This window comes from Glaciimonas sp. Gout2 (genome assembly GCF_035018905.1).
Lineage (GTDB): Bacteria > Pseudomonadota > Gammaproteobacteria > Burkholderiales > Burkholderiaceae_D > Glaciimonas.
In genome coordinates this window covers 1-16,220 of sequence record NZ_JASJXA010000060.1, presented here as the reverse complement: position 1 = coordinate 16,220, position 16,220 = coordinate 1, and the positions used below count along the sequence as shown (strand labels likewise).

Genomic DNA, 16,220 nt, shown 5'->3' with positions numbered 1-16,220 from the left:
ATGATCAACAATGGTCGTTTCTCTTTCATCACTGCGCCTAACCTGGATGGATTACTTGAAGGTGGCGTTCCTATCGTTATCAATGGCGAATATTTGGGCGCGGTCGGCGTGTCTGGCGTTAAATCATCGGAAGATGTACAAATTGCTAAGGCAGGGATCGCCGCTTTAACTGCATAACTTAGTGGCAAAATAGCTAATCGCAATAGTTGTCAAATAATTAATTAAATGCAAATGAGCGTTGTCGTTGAATTTATTGTGTTCTGCGATGGACTCTTAAGTTAATTATTAGTCAAGTTGGTAGGTGGGAATTAGCGCTGGTTATTGTGAGTGGGCGCGGTAAGGCTCAACGCCATAAATTAATTTTGTAATAACCAGCGTCTTTTTCGAGAATAGCGCGGTTCACCTGATTGTCTGAAGGGTGGTTTTGCTCTATAATCGGAGGGTTAAGCCCAATTTACTCCGCCGTAGCGCATACAACTCCATTCCGTCTCAAAAAGACTATCAATATCTCCAGATTGTTGGAGGGTTTCTTAGCGGTCGTTTGGCACAGCGTAGCGGCGGTAACAACATCAGGAGTTACCTTTGCCGCCATTTTTTTCTGGCCATGCTGTTCCGGCCATCCTCGCGCTAGCAGATGGATCAATTTTTCAAGGTTTTTCGATTGGCGCTGTTGGCCACACGACCGGCGAAGTGGTATTTAATACCGCAATGACCGGATACCAGGAAATTCTTACCGATCCTAGCTATAGTCAACAAATCGTCACACTGACTTACCCTCACATCGGCAATACCGGTGTTAATCCAGAGGATATCGAGTCGTCCCGCGTGCATGCTGCGGGCTTGATCATTCGCGATTTGCCGCGTTTGATTTCGAATTTTCGCTCTACCCAAACGCTTGAGTCTTACTTGCAAGATGCGAATATTGTCGCTATCGCCGGCATAGACACGCGCAAGCTGACACGTATTTTGCGTGAAAAAGGTGCGCAAAGCGGTGCCATCGTAACGGTCGACACAGACGTTGCCAGCGCGAAGGCGAAGGCCTTAGAGTTAGCGCGCGTCTTTCCTGGTTTGGCTGGAATGGATCTGGCTAAAGTGGTGTCTACCACCAAAGCTTATAGCTGGAGCGAGACAGAATGGCGTCTCGGTCGCGGCTACGATCAGCAAATTACCGCTAAATATCACGTCGTAGCGTTTGACTACGGCGTTAAATTCAATATCTTGCGCATGCTGGCCGCCCGTGGCTGCAAAGTAACCGTGTTGCCTGCCCAGGCGACCGCCGCTGAAGCGTTAGCGCTCAATCCAGATGGCATATTTCTGTCAAATGGTCCTGGCGATCCCGAGCCATGCGATTACGCAATTTCAGCGACCAAAGAATTAATCGAGCGAGGCATTCCTACTTTTGGTATCTGCCTCGGACATCAAATCATGGCGCTGGCATCCGGCGCGAAGACGTTGAAGATGAAATTCGGCCATCACGGCGCCAATCATCCGGTACAAGATCTCGATACCAAGCAGGTCATGATCACTTCGCAGAACCATGGTTTTGCGGTTGACTCGACAACGTTGCCCGCTAATTGCCGCGTGACACATGTCTCGCTATTCGACGGCTCGTTACAAGGCTTTGCTCGTACTGATAAGCCGGCATTTTGCTTTCAGGGACATCCAGAAGCATCACCTGGCCCGAATGACGTCGCCCCCTTGTTCGATCGCTTTGTGGCGATGATGGAGAAAAATAAAAATGCCTAAGCGTCTCGATATAAAAAGCATCCTGATTATTGGTGCTGGTCCGATCATTATCGGCCAGGCCTGCGAGTTTGATTATTCCGGCGCGCAAGCCTGCAAAGCGTTGCGTGAAGAAGGCTACAAAGTCATTCTGGTTAATAGCAATCCTGCGACCATCATGACTGATCCGGAAATGGCTGATGTCACGTACATTGAGCCGATTACCTGGCAAGTAGTTGAGCGCATTATTGCGAAAGAAAAGCCGGATGCAATCCTGCCTACGATGGGCGGCCAGACCGCGCTGAATTGTGCGCTGGATTTGCATCATCATGGCATTCTGACTAAATATAACGTTGAGTTGATTGGTGCTTCGCCAGAAGCGATCGATAAGGCAGAAGATCGCTCCAAATTTAAAGCGGCCATGACCAAAATTGGTCTTGGTTCGGCCCGCTCTGGTGTCGCGCACACCATGGACGAAGCATGGGTTGTGCAAAAAGAACTCGGCTTCCCGACCATTATTCGTCCATCGTTCACTATGGGTGGAACCGGCGGCGGTATTGCGTATAACGCGGAAGAGTTTGAAGCGATTTGCAAGCGTGGCCTCGAAGCCTCGCCAACTAAAGAATTGTTGATTGAAGAATCATTGATCGGTTGGAAAGAATTCGAGATGGAAGTTGTGCGCGATAAGGCGGATAACTGCATTATTGTCTGCTCAATCGAAAATCTGGATCCGATGGGCGTGCATACCGGTGACTCCATTACGGTTGCGCCAGCACAGACATTGACAGACAAAGAATATCAAATCATGCGTAACGCCTCACTCGCTGTTTTGCGTGAGATTGGCGTTGATACGGGTGGTTCTAACGTACAGTTTTCAATCAATCCGGCTGATGGTCGGATGATTGTCATTGAGATGAATCCTCGGGTATCACGTTCATCAGCATTGGCATCGAAAGCGACCGGTTTTCCGATCGCGAAGATCGCGGCAAAACTGGCAGTTGGTTTTACGCTGGATGAACTTCGTAACGAAATCACTGGCGGAGCAACGCCTGCGTCATTTGAGCCTTCGATCGATTACGTCGTGACGAAGATCCCGCGTTTTGCATTCGAAAAATTTCCTGCAGCTGACGACCATTTAACCACCCAAATGAAGTCGGTTGGCGAAGTAATGGCGATTGGCCGCACTTTCCAGGAGTCATTCCAAAAGGCATTACGCGGACTTGAAGTTGGCGTTGATGGCATGAACGAAAAAACTCAGGATCGCGAAGTTATTGAAGAAGAGCTTGGCGAACCTGGTCCAGATCGTATCTGGTACGTCGGTGACGCGTTTGCACAAGGTTTTACATTGGAAGAAGTGCATCAACTGACCCATATCGATCCATGGTTTCTATCGCAAATTAAAGAAATCGTTGATACTGAATTGTGGCTGGAAAGCACCCAAACGCTAGAGGGGCTCGATCGCGATACGCTGTATAAACTAAAGCAGCAAGGCTTTGCCGATCGTCGTCTGGCGAAGCTGCTGAAAGTTACCGATACCGAAGTTCGTGCCAAGCGCCATGCGCTGAATTTGCGTCCGGTCTATAAGCGTGTTGATACCTGTGCTGGTGAGTTTTCGACGAATACCGCTTATATGTACTCGACCTATGAGGAAGAGTGCGAGTCGAATCCGACCGACAAAAAGAAAATCATGGTACTGGGCGGCGGACCTAACCGTATCGGCCAAGGTATCGAGTTTGATTATTGTTGCGTACATGCGGCACTGGCACTAAGAGCAGATGGATACGAGACCATCATGGTCAACTGCAATCCGGAAACCGTTTCGACCGATTACGACACGTCTGATCGTTTGTATTTTGAATCGCTGACGCTGGAAGACGTACTAGAAATCGTCGATAAAGAAAAACCATACGGCGTCATCGTTCAATACGGTGGTCAAACGCCGTTGAAACTCGCGCTGGATCTGGAAGCGAATGGCGTACCGATTGTCGGCACCTCACCAGACATGATTGATGCTGCCGAAGATCGGGAACGTTTTCAAAAACTATTGCATGATTTGAATCTCCGTCAGCCACCAAACCGTACAGCACGTACTGAAGAAGACGCATTGCGTCTGGCTCAGGAAATAGGCTATCCGCTGGTAGTGCGCCCGTCCTATGTATTGGGTGGTCGTGCTATGGAAATCGTCCATGAGCAACGTGACCTTGAGCGCTACATGCGTGAAGCCGTGAAGGTTTCGCACGATTCTCCGGTATTGCTGGATCGTTTCCTGAACGACGCGATTGAAGTCGACGTCGATTGCTTATCAGATGGCGAGCGTACATTCATCGGTGGCGTCATGGAGCACATTGAGCAAGCGGGTGTCCATTCGGGGGACTCAGCATGTTCGCTGCCACCTTATTCTTTGGCGCAGGAAACTATTGATGAGTTGAAGCGTCAGACTGCATTGATGGCTAAAGGCCTGAATGTGGTCGGCTTGATGAACGTGCAGTTTGCCATTCAGCAGATTGATGGCAAGGATGTTGTGTTCGTTCTAGAGGTTAATCCGCGTGCATCGCGTACGGTGCCGTTTGTTTCTAAGGCTACCGGTTTGCAATTGGCTAAGATTGCGGCGCGCTGCATGGTCGGCCAATCTCTGTATAGTCAGGGGATCAAGGACGAGGTCGTACCGAAATACTTCAGTGTCAAAGAAGCGGTATTCCCGTTTGTTAAGTTCCCCGGCGTGGATACCATTCTGGGGCCGGAAATGAAGTCAACCGGTGAAGTGATGGGCGTGGGCAAAACGTTCGGCGAGGCTTTCGTTAAATCGCAACTCGGTGCCGGTATCAAATTGCCAACATCGGGTCAGGTATTTCTCAGCGTTAAAGCTAGCGATAAGCCACGTGCAGTGAAAGTTGCCAAGGATTTAGTAGCGATGGGATTCTCAGTGGTCGCCACGAAGGGCACAGCTGCCGCTATTCATGCAGCGGGTATTCCGGTGAAGACTGTCAACAAAGTGGTTGAGGGTCGTCCACATGTCGTCGACATGATTAAGAACAATGAAATTACATTGGTCATTAATACGGTCGAAGAGAAGCGTAGTGCGATTGTCGATTCACGCGCTATCCGCACATCAGCCTTGCAAGCGCGGGCGACGACTTACACCACCATCGCGGGAGCGGAGGCGGCGGTTCAGGGTATGCGGCATCTTGATGAGTTGAACGTCTACGATTTACAAGGTCTGCATAAAACCTTACACTAAGTCCATACGTATCACTATCCTCCTGGTAAGGCGCTACGAGTTGTAGCGACAACTATGCTGATCGGGGCAGTTGGCGTTAAATGAGGCAGAAAAGTCGAAGTAGTCTCAATGACTATGAGGATTTTTGAGTTCTACTTAGCACCAATCAATGCCTGAGTAGTAAGATGAGATGCAGATTTTAGACGTCCCACGCGGAGGTCGCACACAGTGCCGAAATTCGGTGCCGTTTGTGACCTCCGTGGCATTTTATTGGCACGATTCTTTCGGATTAAAAGAGCAGTGTCGATTTTTTTGGCAGGTAGTTAGATTTTTTGTATCGCTGCTCTATTTTGTATCCCGTTCCACTATGCAAGACTAGAAAATAACGCTGGCGAATGTTGTTAAGAGTGTCACCGCGACGGGGCACAACAACATCAATTCGTCAAATTGACAACTTTAATTAGATTTGAATAAGATTCCTATGAGCTCAGTACCTCTTACCAAGTTTGGCGCCGAATTACTGAAGTCTGAACTGGTACGCCTGAAAACCAAAGAGCGCCCATCCGTGATCAATGCAATTGCTGAGGCGCGTGCGCACGGCGATCTTTCGGAAAATGCCGATTACGACGCAGCCAAAGAGCGTCAAGGTTTTATCGAAGGTCGGATTGCCGATCTAGAAGGTAAATTAGGTGCAGCGCAAATCATTGATCCGACTACGCTGGATGCGGATGGTCGTGTAGTTTTTGCTGCAACTGTTGATCTCGAAGATTTGGAGACTGGCGATAAGGTGACTTACCAAATCGTTGGCATGGATGAAGCAGACATAAAAGTTTCAAAAGTCTCTGTTACCTCGCCGATTGCTCGTGCCTTAATCGGTAAAAGTGCTGGCGACGTGGTCGGCGTTCAAGCGCCGTCCGGGATTCGCGAGTACGAAATTTTGGAAGTGCGCTACATCTAAATTTTTTGATGATTGGGTAGTTCGTGTGTGTAACCCTAACGAGGGTACACACAAGAGGCTGATTGCATTTCGGGTAGCTTACGTGAAATCATCCAGATAGTTTCCTGTGTTGATAGCTTGTCAGTATTACTGGAAGTGCGGAGAAAATAAGCCGTTAGTATTTCCATTGAGACCCGGTCGATTGCGGCTGCGGCAGAGGACACAATGATAGTAGTGCGCGCAAGATTATTGATTGCCACCTTATGGGTTGGCAGCTTATGGACCGTTGGATACGTGGTTGCGCCGACATTATTTGCAACATTGGCAGATCGCGCTTTAGCAGGCACGATTGCCGGTAGTTTATTTAGAGTTGAGGCTTGGCTCGGTGTTGCCTGTGGGCTGTTGCTAACGCTGTTATTTGGTTTTCGGACCGCAGATGATAACGCGCCGTTGCGCAAAACTTTATTGCGTTTAACTTTGGTGATGCTGCTTTGTACTGTGGTTGGCTATTTTGGTATTCAGCCGTTCATGGCATCGCTACGCGAGGCGATCGCATCCGGTGGCATTATGAGTCCGGCTGCTAAAACACAATTCGGAATTTTACACGGCGTCGCAAGCGGCATATATCTCATCCAAAGCCTGTTTGGAATGGGCCTGATTTTAAAGCTACGCACATTGCGTTAACGCGCGACCCGGTCAATATCGTTGCAAGGGAATTCACCTTTATGGGTTTTGCCCTTGCAACTTCGGGTAAAATACGCGCACTTTCATGAGCTTAATGTATCGCGTGCTTAGTTCACAATTACTGACCAAGCGCAGATTTCTTGCGGCTCTTTTGACGTGGTTTTTCACGTTTAATATTGCCACCAGCAGTAACGCGTTCATTGCCTTTTACCATTACCTTGGTAACTGACGGGCGCTTTGTGCCACTTGGACTTGGTTTAACGATAGTGACTTCCCGCATACCCTTACCACGTGTTTCGGTGCGTGCCTTATTAGCAGCATCTTTTTGTGGGCGATACATTATCAGGAGTTTACCAATGTGTTGTACCGGCGCGGCACCGAGTTTGTCGCAAATAGTTTCGTAGATTGCAATCCGCGCTTCGCGGTCGTCGCCAAATACACGCACTTTGATAAGGCCGTGAGAATTCAGGCTGTTGTCAATTTCCTTCATCAGTGAAGGTTTTAAACCTTCTTCACTGATCAGGACAACTGGACTTAGTGCATGGGCTTCGGCGCGGAGTTCGCTGCGCTCGGCGGGTGTGAGTTTCAACATAAATATAAAAATTCCTTAAAAACGGTATTCTACGCGAATGGCAAAGAAGAAATTAAACAAAAACTGGCTACACGATCACATTAATGATCCATATGTGAAGCTGGCACAGAAAGAAGGCTATCGCGCCCGGGCTGCTTATAAGCTAAAAGAAATCGACGAAGTTGATAAGTTGATTAAGCCAGGGCAAATTATAGTTGACCTTGGCTCAACACCTGGAAGCTGGTCTCAATACGTTCGTAATAAATTATCCGGTCAAGAAGGCGGCGGAATCCATGGAATGGTTATTGGATTGGATATATTACCGATGGATCCTATTGCCGATGTGCATTTTATCCTGGGGGATTTTCGCGAGCAAGAAAGTCTCTCTCAACTTGAACGGTTGCTAGCTGGTCGTAAAGTTGACCTTGTGTTGTCTGATATGGCCCCTAATCTATCAGGTATTGCCATAGCGGATGCCGCACGGATGGAGGAAATTATTGATTTGGCAATTGAATTTACTGTAAATCACATGAAGCCGTCTGGCGTGTTGTTGGCGAAATGCTTCAATGGCCGAGGATATAACGAGATACTAAGCAAATTTCGCGCAACATTCGAGAGTGTTGGCTCTAGAAAACCGAAAGCGAGCCGTGATAAATCGTCAGAAATATTTTTATTGGGCCGGAATTTAAAGAATTCGGCTTAAATTTCGATTTTAAACACTTTATTGTGGATTTATCCTTGATTTTTCATGGGTGTGTCCACATATCCAACCTAGTAACGACTGGTGATTCCGAGTAAAATCAGGTTTCAGCCCGAAAGCAATAAACACAGTGCGAGCCCAACCCGAAGCACCACGACTATCGGCGCGTCGCGCGCTCAAGGAGTTCTAGTGAATAACATGTTTTCAAAAGCCGCCATCTGGGTGGTCATTGCCTTGGTGCTCTTTACCGTATTTAAACAATTCGATACTAAAGGATTGTCTAACGGTGCGGCGCCAATTGCTTATTCCGACTTCATTAACGAGGTGAAGGCGGGACACATCACTGATGCGGTGATTGAAGATCGTAATATTATTGCCAATACCTCTGACGGCAAAAAAATCAAGACCACTACAACGTTCCTTGATCGTGGGCTCGTAGGCGACTTACTCAATAACGGCGTTAAGTTCGACGTTAAACAACCTGAAGAACCGTCATTCCTGTCGCAAATTTTCATATCTTGGTTCCCGATGATTTTGTTGCTCGGCGTCTGGATATTTTTTATGCGTCAAATGCAAGGCGGCGGGAAAGGTGGTGCGTTCTCGTTCGGGAAGTCTAAAGCGCGGATGCTGGATGAAACTACTAATACAGTCACTTTTGCCGACGTCGCAGGTTGCGATGAGGCGAAAGACGAAGTCTCTGAAATTGTAGATTTTCTACGCGATCCCACTAAATTTCAAAAGTTGGGTGGTCGAATTCCGCATGGCGTGTTAATGGTTGGTCCTCCAGGAACGGGTAAAACATTGTTGGCGCGCGCGATTGCCGGTGAAGCCAAGGTACCGTTTTTTACTATTTCCGGTTCGGATTTTGTTGAAATGTTCGTTGGTGTCGGTGCTTCACGTGTCCGTGATATGTTCGAAAACGCCAAAAAACATTCTCCTTGTATCATTTTTATTGATGAAATTGATGCGGTTGGTCGTCATCGTGGCGCTGGTATGGGCGGCGGTAATGATGAACGGGAACAAACACTAAATCAAATGCTGGTCGAGATGGATGGCTTTGAAGTTAATTCGGGCGTGATCGTGATTGCTGCGACCAACCGTGCTGATGTGCTTGATAAAGCACTGTTGCGTCCAGGTCGTTTCGACCGTCAGGTTGTAGTTGGATTGCCGGATATACGTGGCCGTGAGCAGATTCTCAATGTGCATATGCGCAAAGTGCCTATTTCGACTGACGTTAAGGCTGATATTTTGGCGCGTGGTACACCAGGCTTTTCAGGCGCGGACTTGGCTAATCTTGTAAACGAAGCCGCATTGTTTGCAGCGCGGCGCACCAAGCGTTTAGTAGAAATGCAGGACTTCGAGGATGCTAAGGACAAGATCGTAATGGGTCCTGAGCGTAAATCGGCTGTTATGCGCGAAGAAGAGCGTCGTAACACTGCTTATCATGAGTCGGGTCACGCAGTTGTTGCTAAGTTGCTTCCAAAAGCTGATCCTGTACATAAAGTCACCATTATGCCGCGCGGATTTGCGTTAGGTTTAACCTGGCAGTTGCCTGAGCATGATCGTGTCAATATGTATAAAGACAAGATGCTCGAAGAAATCGCTATTCTGTTTGGCGGCCGTATTTCTGAAGAGATCTTCATGCACCAGATGTCTACTGGCGCATCGAATGACTTTGAGCGCGCAACGAAGTTGGCGCGTGCAATGGTGACGCGTTACGGCATGTCGGAAACCCTCGGCACGATGGTGTATGAAGATACAGAGCAAGATGCTTATTTTGGTCGGATGGCTTCAAAAACTGTTTCCGAAGCAACTCAGCAAAAAGTTGATGCAGAAATTCGCAGCATTTTGGATCAGCAATACGCTTTATCGCGTAGATTGCTAGAAGAAAATCGCGATAAAGTCGAAGCCATGACTAAGGCTTTGCTGGATTGGGAAACAATTGATGCTGATCAAATTAACGACATCATGGAAGGCCTCGAGCCACGTTTGCCAAAATATGGTATCCCGGTAAAGAAGACGCCGACTGATAGTTCGTCAGGTGGTGGAATATCTCCGACAGCGACAGCACCAGCCTGATTTCGAGCTGAAGGTGGCGTGATCGTGAGTCGAGAATTTTCGATGTAAATAACTAAGGGTGAGGATTTATCCTCGCCCTTTTTCTGTATACGAATAAAAAAATGCAACAATATTTTCAATGTGGACGCTACCGCCTTGCGGTAAATACACCCAACGCACGACCACTGGTAATGGGAATTCTGAACATCACGCCAGATTCATTCTCCGATGGCGGGCAATTTTATTCGCTAGAATTTGCTCTTTCTCATGCGGAGCAAATGATCGCAGACGGCGTGGATATTATTGACATTGGTGCTGAGTCTAGTCGCCCCGGGAGTCCCACAGTGTCGCTCTCAGAAGAATTGGATCGCTTGATGCCGATTATCTACGCGCTACGCGATTGTGGTAAGCCTCTTTCAATTGATACCTATAAGCCGATGGTTATGCGCGAGGCAATTGCTGCCGGCGCAGATTTAATCAATGATATTAATGCTTTTCGAGCTGATGGTGCACTTGAGGCGGTCAAGGAAAGTGATTGCGGATTATGTGTCATGCATATGCAAGGGCAGCCTCAAACTATGCAGGAGAGGCCGGCATATGACGACGTATTAGCCGAGGTCACGCGCTTTTGGGGTGAACGGGTTGCTGCTTTGGAGCGAGTAGGAGTGGAACGTTCACGCATTAGCATTGATCCTGGTTTCGGCTTTGGTAAGACGCTCGCACATAATCTCGTTTTGCTAAGAAATATTGGTAAAATGCAACAATTGATGGATCTGCCAATGTTGGTTGGAGCTTCACGCAAAACCATGATAGGAAATTTGACGGGCAAACCGATTGAAAGGCGCTTGGCCGGTAGCGTTGCTGCGGCCCTCGTAGCAGTGGCTCAAGGGGCGAAAATCGTGCGCGTTCATGATGTAGCAGAAACGATTGATGCGCTGGCGGTTTGGCAAGCTGGTTTAGCTTAAATTTTGATGATGCGATTGTTGTGAATTGAGCGCGACAGATGAGAGAAGTTATCAGCGTATAACGTTTTTGTATCGGACTAAAATCTTAGGTTATCGTAAATAGTCGGAGTTGGTTGAGAATAGTGTACAAGGTAGCGTTTCTAAAAAAATAATAAATATTTAAAAACAGGCCTTAAATGACTAGAAAATATTTTGGTACAGATGGTATCCGTGGTCGCGTGGGGATTGCTCCAATTACACCGGATTTTGTAATGCGACTTGGCTACGCTGCTGGCAAAGTGCTGGCGCAATCTGAGTCTGCCGCAATCAAGCCAACGGTGTTAATCGGCAAAGATACACGCGTATCCGGCTACATGCTGGAAGCTGCTTTGGAGGCTGGATTTGCGGCGGCTGGCGTTGATGTGATGCTGGCCGGACCGATGCCGACACCGGCGGTTGCGTACCTGACAAGGGCATTGCGCCTGTCTGCAGGAGTTGTCATTTCAGCGTCGCATAATCCGTTTGACGATAATGGGATCAAGTTTTTTTCAGCCCATGGAAATAAGCTGGATGATAGCGTAGAGGCCGCTATTGAAGCCGCACTGGAACATCCGATGAGTTGTGTAACATCGGATAAATTAGGTAAGGCTAAGCGTCTGGATGACGCACCAGGCCGCTATATCGAATTTTGCAAGAGCACGTTTCCGAATGACCTTGATTTGCGCGGAATGACCATCGTTGTCGATGCCGCGCATGGGGCTGCATATCATATTGCATCGCATGTATTTCACGAGTTAGGCGCTGAAGTTATCTCTATTGGCAATCAACCCAATGGCTTCAATATTAATGACGGTTACGGTGCGACCGCGCCCGAGGCGCTGGCGCTTGCTGTGTGTGCGAACAACGCCGATGTAGGTATTGCGTTGGACGGTGATGCCGATAGATTGATTATGGTCGATTCTACCGGGCGGATATACAACGGCGATGAATTGCTCTATATCGTGGTAAAAGACAGGTTGAAAACCGGCATGGTCAGCGGCGTAGTTGGCACCCTGATGACGAACATGGCATTGGAGGTGGCTTTTGGGCAAATGGGCTTGGAGTTTGCACGCGCTAAAGTCGGCGATCGCTACGTATTAGAGCAATTGAAAGAGCGCGGTTGGTTGCTAGGTGGAGAAGGATCTGGCCACTTGTTATGCCTGGATAAGCATACGACTGGTGACGGTATTGTGTCAGCACTGCAAGTATTGTCCGCTTTAAGTCGTAGCGGACAATCCTTGTCCGAAATTACCGCGGACATAAGCATGTATCCCCAAACCTTGATTAACATCAGAGTGGCGGCTGGTTTCGACTGGCAACAGCAACCCGAAGTTGTAGCCGAAAAAGCCGCAGTCGAGAGTGAACTCGGTAACAATGGGCGCGTATTGATTCGCGCGTCTGGCACCGAGCCGTTGGTGCGCGTGATGGTTGAGGCAAAAACGGCGGACTTGGCGCAGACAATGGCGCGTCGCATTGTCGATAAAATTGCCGTTTAAATTTTTTTAATCCGGATTACTATCAGTATGCATTTTCAAACTTATTTTCATATCGCAGATGTCAAAACATCATACTAATATTTTGATTGTCGAAGATGAGCCTGGCATCGCTGAGCTCTTGAGGTTTACGCTCGATGATGCGGGATTTTCCTGCGAAATTGCTGAAAATGCCAACGAGGCGCGCGCCGCAATCACTGCGATGTTACCTCAAGTAGTATTACTCGACTGGATGCTGCCGGACACTTCCGGTTTATCGTTACTGCAAGAGTGGCGTAGTCAGGTTCGGACTGCCACTTTGCCAGTCATTATGTTGACTGCCAAGGGTATGGATGAAGATAAAGTTCGAGGCTTAAATGATGGGGCAGATGATTACGTTACAAAACCATTTTCACCAAAAGAATTGGTCGCTCGTATTCAAGCTCTGTTGCGGCGTAAAGTGCCGGAATTGGGCCATAACACATTAAAATATGGCGCGATCAATATTGATACTGACCGCTATCAAGTTTCTGTTGACTCTCGGACAATCGAACTGGATCAAGCTGAATTCAAGTTACTTCGCTTTTTGATCGCGCATCCGGAACGGATATTTTCACGCGCACAATTGCTCGATAAAGTGTGGGGCGATCATACCTTCATCGAAGAGCGTACTGTTGATGTACATATTATGCGGCTACGTAAATCGTTGGGCTCAGCTGCGGACTACATTAAAACGATCCGTGGAGTTGGCTACAAAATGTCCAACGACACGACTGCATGAAATGCCAATACGCACCGATGAAATCCTCGTGAATGTGCAGGAGCGAGCGACGCGTAAAGCCCGTACGTTTTGGGTGCCGACATTATTGCGTTTTGCTTTACTGTGTCTGATCATGTTGGCAATCGGGGCTTCCTACGGTTTGGTAGTGGGGTTGATTTGGTTTGGATTATCTTTAGTCATCCTGCTATTTCTGCAAATTTGGTCGCTATTTCGTATCGAGGAATGGTTGGATCGTCCTTATGGGACGCCGCGTCCAAAAACCTGGGGATTATGGGCGCACTCAACACGACGTTTAGAAAATATTCGCAGAGAAGACGAGCGCTCGCGTGTCGATATGGTGGAATGGCTTGCGCGTTTTCGCCAAGCCATGAGTTTGCTTCCTGACGGTGTGGTGATTGTGGATGGAGTGATGCATTTGGAGTGGTGTAATCCGGCTGCAGAAAAACATTTAGGACTAGATAGAGTGCGCGACGAAGGGCGCCTTCTGACCAATTTGATTCGTGCGCCAGAGTTTGTCAATTACATGTTGTCGGGCAGCTTTGATCAACCACTTCCGTTTGTTCATCACCATCGAAAAATACAACTGCAATTAATATCCTTTGATAATCGACGGCGAATTCTAGTTACGCATGATGTGACACAGGCGGAAAAACTCGAGACCTTGCGTCGTGATTTTATAGCCAATGCGTCGCATGAATTACGAACTCCTTTAACCGTTATCAACGGCTTCCTGGAGCATGCGTTATCCACTGAAATGGATCAGATGACGCGTCAGCGTCAACTACATTTGATGGCGGAACAAGGTCAACGCATGCAGCGTCTTGTCGCTGATATGCTGACTTTAACCAGGCTCGAATCGTTGGTTCAGCAGCCTTCTGGTGATACGGTACGAATCGTCCCGATGCTCAATCATATTCTAGATCAGGCGCGTGCTCTGTCGGAAGGAAAGCATCTGATCACGCTGGAAGCAGATGACATTAATCTCAAAGGTAATCATGACGAACTTGAGAGCGCATTCACTAACTTATTAACGAATGCTGTGCGCTACACACCGAATGGTGGATCAATTCAAGTAACGTGGAAGTTGTTCGGCGAGGGGGCCGCATTGACGGTTCGTGATGACGGCATCGGAATTGCTGAAGAGCATTTAAGTCGCTTAACTGAGCGCTTCTATCGCGTTGATAAAACACGTTCTCGGGTGACGCAGGGTACTGGTCTTGGCCTGGCAATCGTGAAGCACGTTTTGTTGCGGCATCGTGGTCATTTGGTGGTTGCATCTGAACCTGGAAAGGGCAGCTGTTTCAGCGCCATTTTTAAGAGGCCGCAATTGATCTTGTCAGAAGAGCGATAACAAATTTTAATGGAAGTTTGTTTAAACATATTGACCAAAATGATGTTGGCGGGTATGATTCTGTTCTTCGGAGTGTAGCGCAGCCCGGTAGCGCACCTGGTTTGGGACCAGGGGGTCCAAGGTTCGAATCCTTGTACTCCGACCAATTTGAAAGCGGGCTGTCTTAGGACAGCCCGCTTTTTCATTTCAGAATAGATTTATTAGATAAAATTGTTGATTAATATTTATCTGATTTTTTTAAAATGGCTTGGAATTTGCTTCACTATAATAGTGAAATAGTGGGCGTTAATAGCTTGTTAAATCGTCTCAATCTTATTGAAACGTTTTATTGCTTCAACATGTATCATTGAGTGAATGTGCGGGTGTTTGTCCTTGCACATTGGAACTGTTAAAGATCATCTATGCGTCGGTAGCTCAGCTGGATAGAGCAATGCCCTTCTAAGGCATGGGTCGGGGGTTCGAGCCCCTCCCGACGCACTTTTCTTAATTCTTATAAATCAAATAGTTAGATATTTCTGATTGGGTCGCAACTTTTTTGTGATTCTTGTGATTCTTCCTGAGCGAATACTTCGTTGATTTCTCTCCAAACATCCGGATTGAGGAGTCGCGTATGAGCGGCCGGTCAAGAACTGGATGACAAGGCCGAAAGCGCGCTTCGTAGTGAGCGATACTATCCGGCGGCCGACAATCAAACGAGGTCTTCGCGCTTGCTGTGGATTCCGCTTGGCTACACCATCGCTTTACGCGCCAAGAAAAAGAACAGGCCCGAATCGCGGATCTGTAAGGCAGATTCAACCGGTCGATGTAACTGCCGAGTTTACGGATACATCAATAAGAAAGTCTCTTCGACGGCGCGGCTGGATCACTTTCTCTCGGAGCAATATATTGCGAAAAATCAAAAGATTACAGTTTTCTCCGTCAACACAGACGAATTTGAGAAAGCCATCGATGGATCCAGGAGGCCGTTCCATCGGGTTCTGGATTGGTTTCACATCGCCATGAAATGTCGTGTGATCGAATATTCGCACTGAAATTTCCAGACTCGTTGGCGCTGAACGGACGCTCCGTACAAGACGAAATTGCGTCGGCCAAATGGCTGACGTGGCATGGCAACGGTTCCGAAGCCGACGAGAGAATCGAGAGCATCCACGCCATGGTCGAGGTGACGGTCGAACATCCAGCGTACTCGACGCTGTGGTGGAATCTTCGTGGAACGTATTGGTACCTGGAATCCAATGGCCAATACCTTGTCGATTATGAGCGGCGCTATCGGCGGGGCATGCCGATCAGAAGCGTCATTGCCGCAATAGCGGCCAGCGAAGTGGTGAGCTTGCGGTGCGCAAAGAAGCGGCAGATGCGCTGGACGAATAAGGATGCACACTAAATTGTTCAGGTTCGAGTCGCGGTGCTAAATGGCGAGCTCAAAATGCGCGAAATGTCTGAACCACGACGATTTACACCATAGGAGAAAAGTAGCGTTCGTTGCAAGCTTGGTGTCTAGCGCTGCCTCCGGTGTTGACTGCTCTCCATCACTCTTCTTGTCTGTATATTGCAGATATTTATATATGAGTGTTGCATCGCCTAATTGAATCCGCCCTGCATTTAATACATGCCGAAAGCTTTGGCAAGTACTTAAATTAATTCGGTCTACAGTAAAAAACTCCGCTAACTGGGTATTCTGGCCGATCGTGACCACCGATTCTGGTCTATCGTGACCGACCATTCTGGCGCATCGTGACCGCTC

Annotated in this window: 14 protein-coding genes and 2 tRNA genes; 14 read left to right on the top strand and 2 right to left on the bottom strand. The window is 48.0% G+C overall.

Annotation, left to right across the window (positions count from 1 at the left end; translation table 11 throughout):
* From QN379_RS21695 to QN379_RS21675, 5 genes are all read left to right on the top strand, one after another.
* A partial coding sequence (locus tag QN379_RS21695) for a heme-binding protein (protein ID WP_323507581.1) occupies positions 1 to 177 on the top strand: 177 nt, incomplete at its 5' end.
* 405 nt (positions 178 to 582) lie between these two features.
* Positions 583 to 1,746: a glutamine-hydrolyzing carbamoyl-phosphate synthase small subunit gene (gene carA, locus QN379_RS21690; protein ID WP_323507580.1), complete on the top strand. Its 1,164-nt coding sequence runs from the start codon at positions 583 to 585 to the stop codon at positions 1,744 to 1,746.
* The gene (gene carB / locus QN379_RS21685) at positions 1,739 to 4,960 is read left to right on the top strand and encodes a carbamoyl-phosphate synthase large subunit (RefSeq protein WP_323507579.1); all 3,222 of its coding nucleotides are present in this window, start codon (positions 1,739 to 1,741) and stop codon (positions 4,958 to 4,960) included. Before carA ends, carB begins: the two co-directional genes overlap by 8 nt.
* Before the next feature lie 460 nt (positions 4,961 to 5,420).
* On the top strand, positions 5,421 to 5,897 hold the full coding sequence (gene greA / locus QN379_RS21680) for a transcription elongation factor GreA (RefSeq protein ID WP_322238339.1): 477 nt from the start codon (positions 5,421 to 5,423) through the stop codon (positions 5,895 to 5,897).
* 204 nt (positions 5,898 to 6,101) lie between these two features.
* Positions 6,102 to 6,560: a DUF4149 domain-containing protein gene (locus QN379_RS21675; RefSeq protein WP_322238341.1), complete on the top strand. Its 459-nt coding sequence runs from the start codon at positions 6,102 to 6,104 to the stop codon at positions 6,558 to 6,560.
* Positions 6,561 to 6,678: 118 nt separating this feature from the next.
* Here QN379_RS21675 and QN379_RS21670 read toward each other — a convergent pair whose 3' ends face one another.
* Positions 6,679 to 7,152 carry a YhbY family RNA-binding protein gene (locus tag QN379_RS21670; RefSeq protein ID WP_322238343.1) on the bottom strand — a complete coding sequence of 158 codons (474 nt, stop codon included), beginning with the start codon at positions 7,150 to 7,152 and terminating at the stop codon, positions 6,679 to 6,681.
* Between the two features lie 37 nt (positions 7,153 to 7,189).
* Between QN379_RS21670 and QN379_RS21665 the strand changes: the two genes are divergently transcribed.
* From QN379_RS21665 to QN379_RS21625, 9 genes are all read left to right on the top strand, one after another.
* Positions 7,190 to 7,834 carry an RlmE family RNA methyltransferase gene (locus QN379_RS21665; RefSeq protein WP_322238345.1) on the top strand — a complete coding sequence of 215 codons (645 nt, stop codon included), beginning with the start codon at positions 7,190 to 7,192 and terminating at the stop codon, positions 7,832 to 7,834.
* A gap of 186 nt (positions 7,835 to 8,020) precedes the next feature.
* Positions 8,021 to 9,910 (top strand): ATP-dependent zinc metalloprotease FtsH, encoded by a 1,890-nt coding sequence (gene ftsH, locus QN379_RS21660; RefSeq protein ID WP_322238347.1) that lies wholly within the window; start codon positions 8,021 to 8,023, stop codon positions 9,908 to 9,910.
* A 101-nt stretch (positions 9,911 to 10,011) separates the two neighbouring features.
* Positions 10,012 to 10,854, top strand: coding sequence for a dihydropteroate synthase (folP, locus tag QN379_RS21655; protein WP_323507578.1), 843 nt, complete (start codon positions 10,012 to 10,014; stop codon positions 10,852 to 10,854).
* A 176-nt stretch (positions 10,855 to 11,030) separates the two neighbouring features.
* On the top strand, positions 11,031 to 12,368 hold the full coding sequence (gene glmM, locus QN379_RS21650) for a phosphoglucosamine mutase (RefSeq protein ID WP_322238351.1): 1,338 nt from the start codon (positions 11,031 to 11,033) through the stop codon (positions 12,366 to 12,368).
* Positions 12,369 to 12,426: 58 nt separating this feature from the next.
* The gene (locus tag QN379_RS21645) at positions 12,427 to 13,125 is read left to right on the top strand and encodes a response regulator (RefSeq protein WP_322238353.1); all 699 of its coding nucleotides are present in this window, start codon (positions 12,427 to 12,429) and stop codon (positions 13,123 to 13,125) included.
* 1 nt (position 13,126) lies between these two features.
* The gene (gene phoR, locus QN379_RS21640) at positions 13,127 to 14,476 is read left to right on the top strand and encodes a phosphate regulon sensor histidine kinase PhoR (RefSeq protein ID WP_322238355.1); all 1,350 of its coding nucleotides are present in this window, start codon (positions 13,127 to 13,129) and stop codon (positions 14,474 to 14,476) included.
* A gap of 68 nt (positions 14,477 to 14,544) precedes the next feature.
* Positions 14,545 to 14,621 (top strand) — tRNA-Pro (locus QN379_RS21635).
* 258 nt (positions 14,622 to 14,879) lie between these two features.
* A tRNA-Arg gene (locus QN379_RS21630) sits at positions 14,880 to 14,953 on the top strand.
* A 526-nt stretch (positions 14,954 to 15,479) separates the two neighbouring features.
* Entirely contained in the window at positions 15,480 to 15,860 is a 381-nt protein-coding gene (locus QN379_RS21625) for a hypothetical protein (RefSeq protein ID WP_322238357.1), read from the top strand.
* A gap of 24 nt (positions 15,861 to 15,884) precedes the next feature.
* On the opposite strand, the gene QN379_RS21620 is transcribed toward QN379_RS21625, so the two are convergent.
* Positions 15,885 to 16,220, bottom strand: a 336-nt coding sequence (locus tag QN379_RS21620; RefSeq protein ID WP_323507577.1) for a hypothetical protein, incomplete at its 5' end; no start/stop codon positions are given.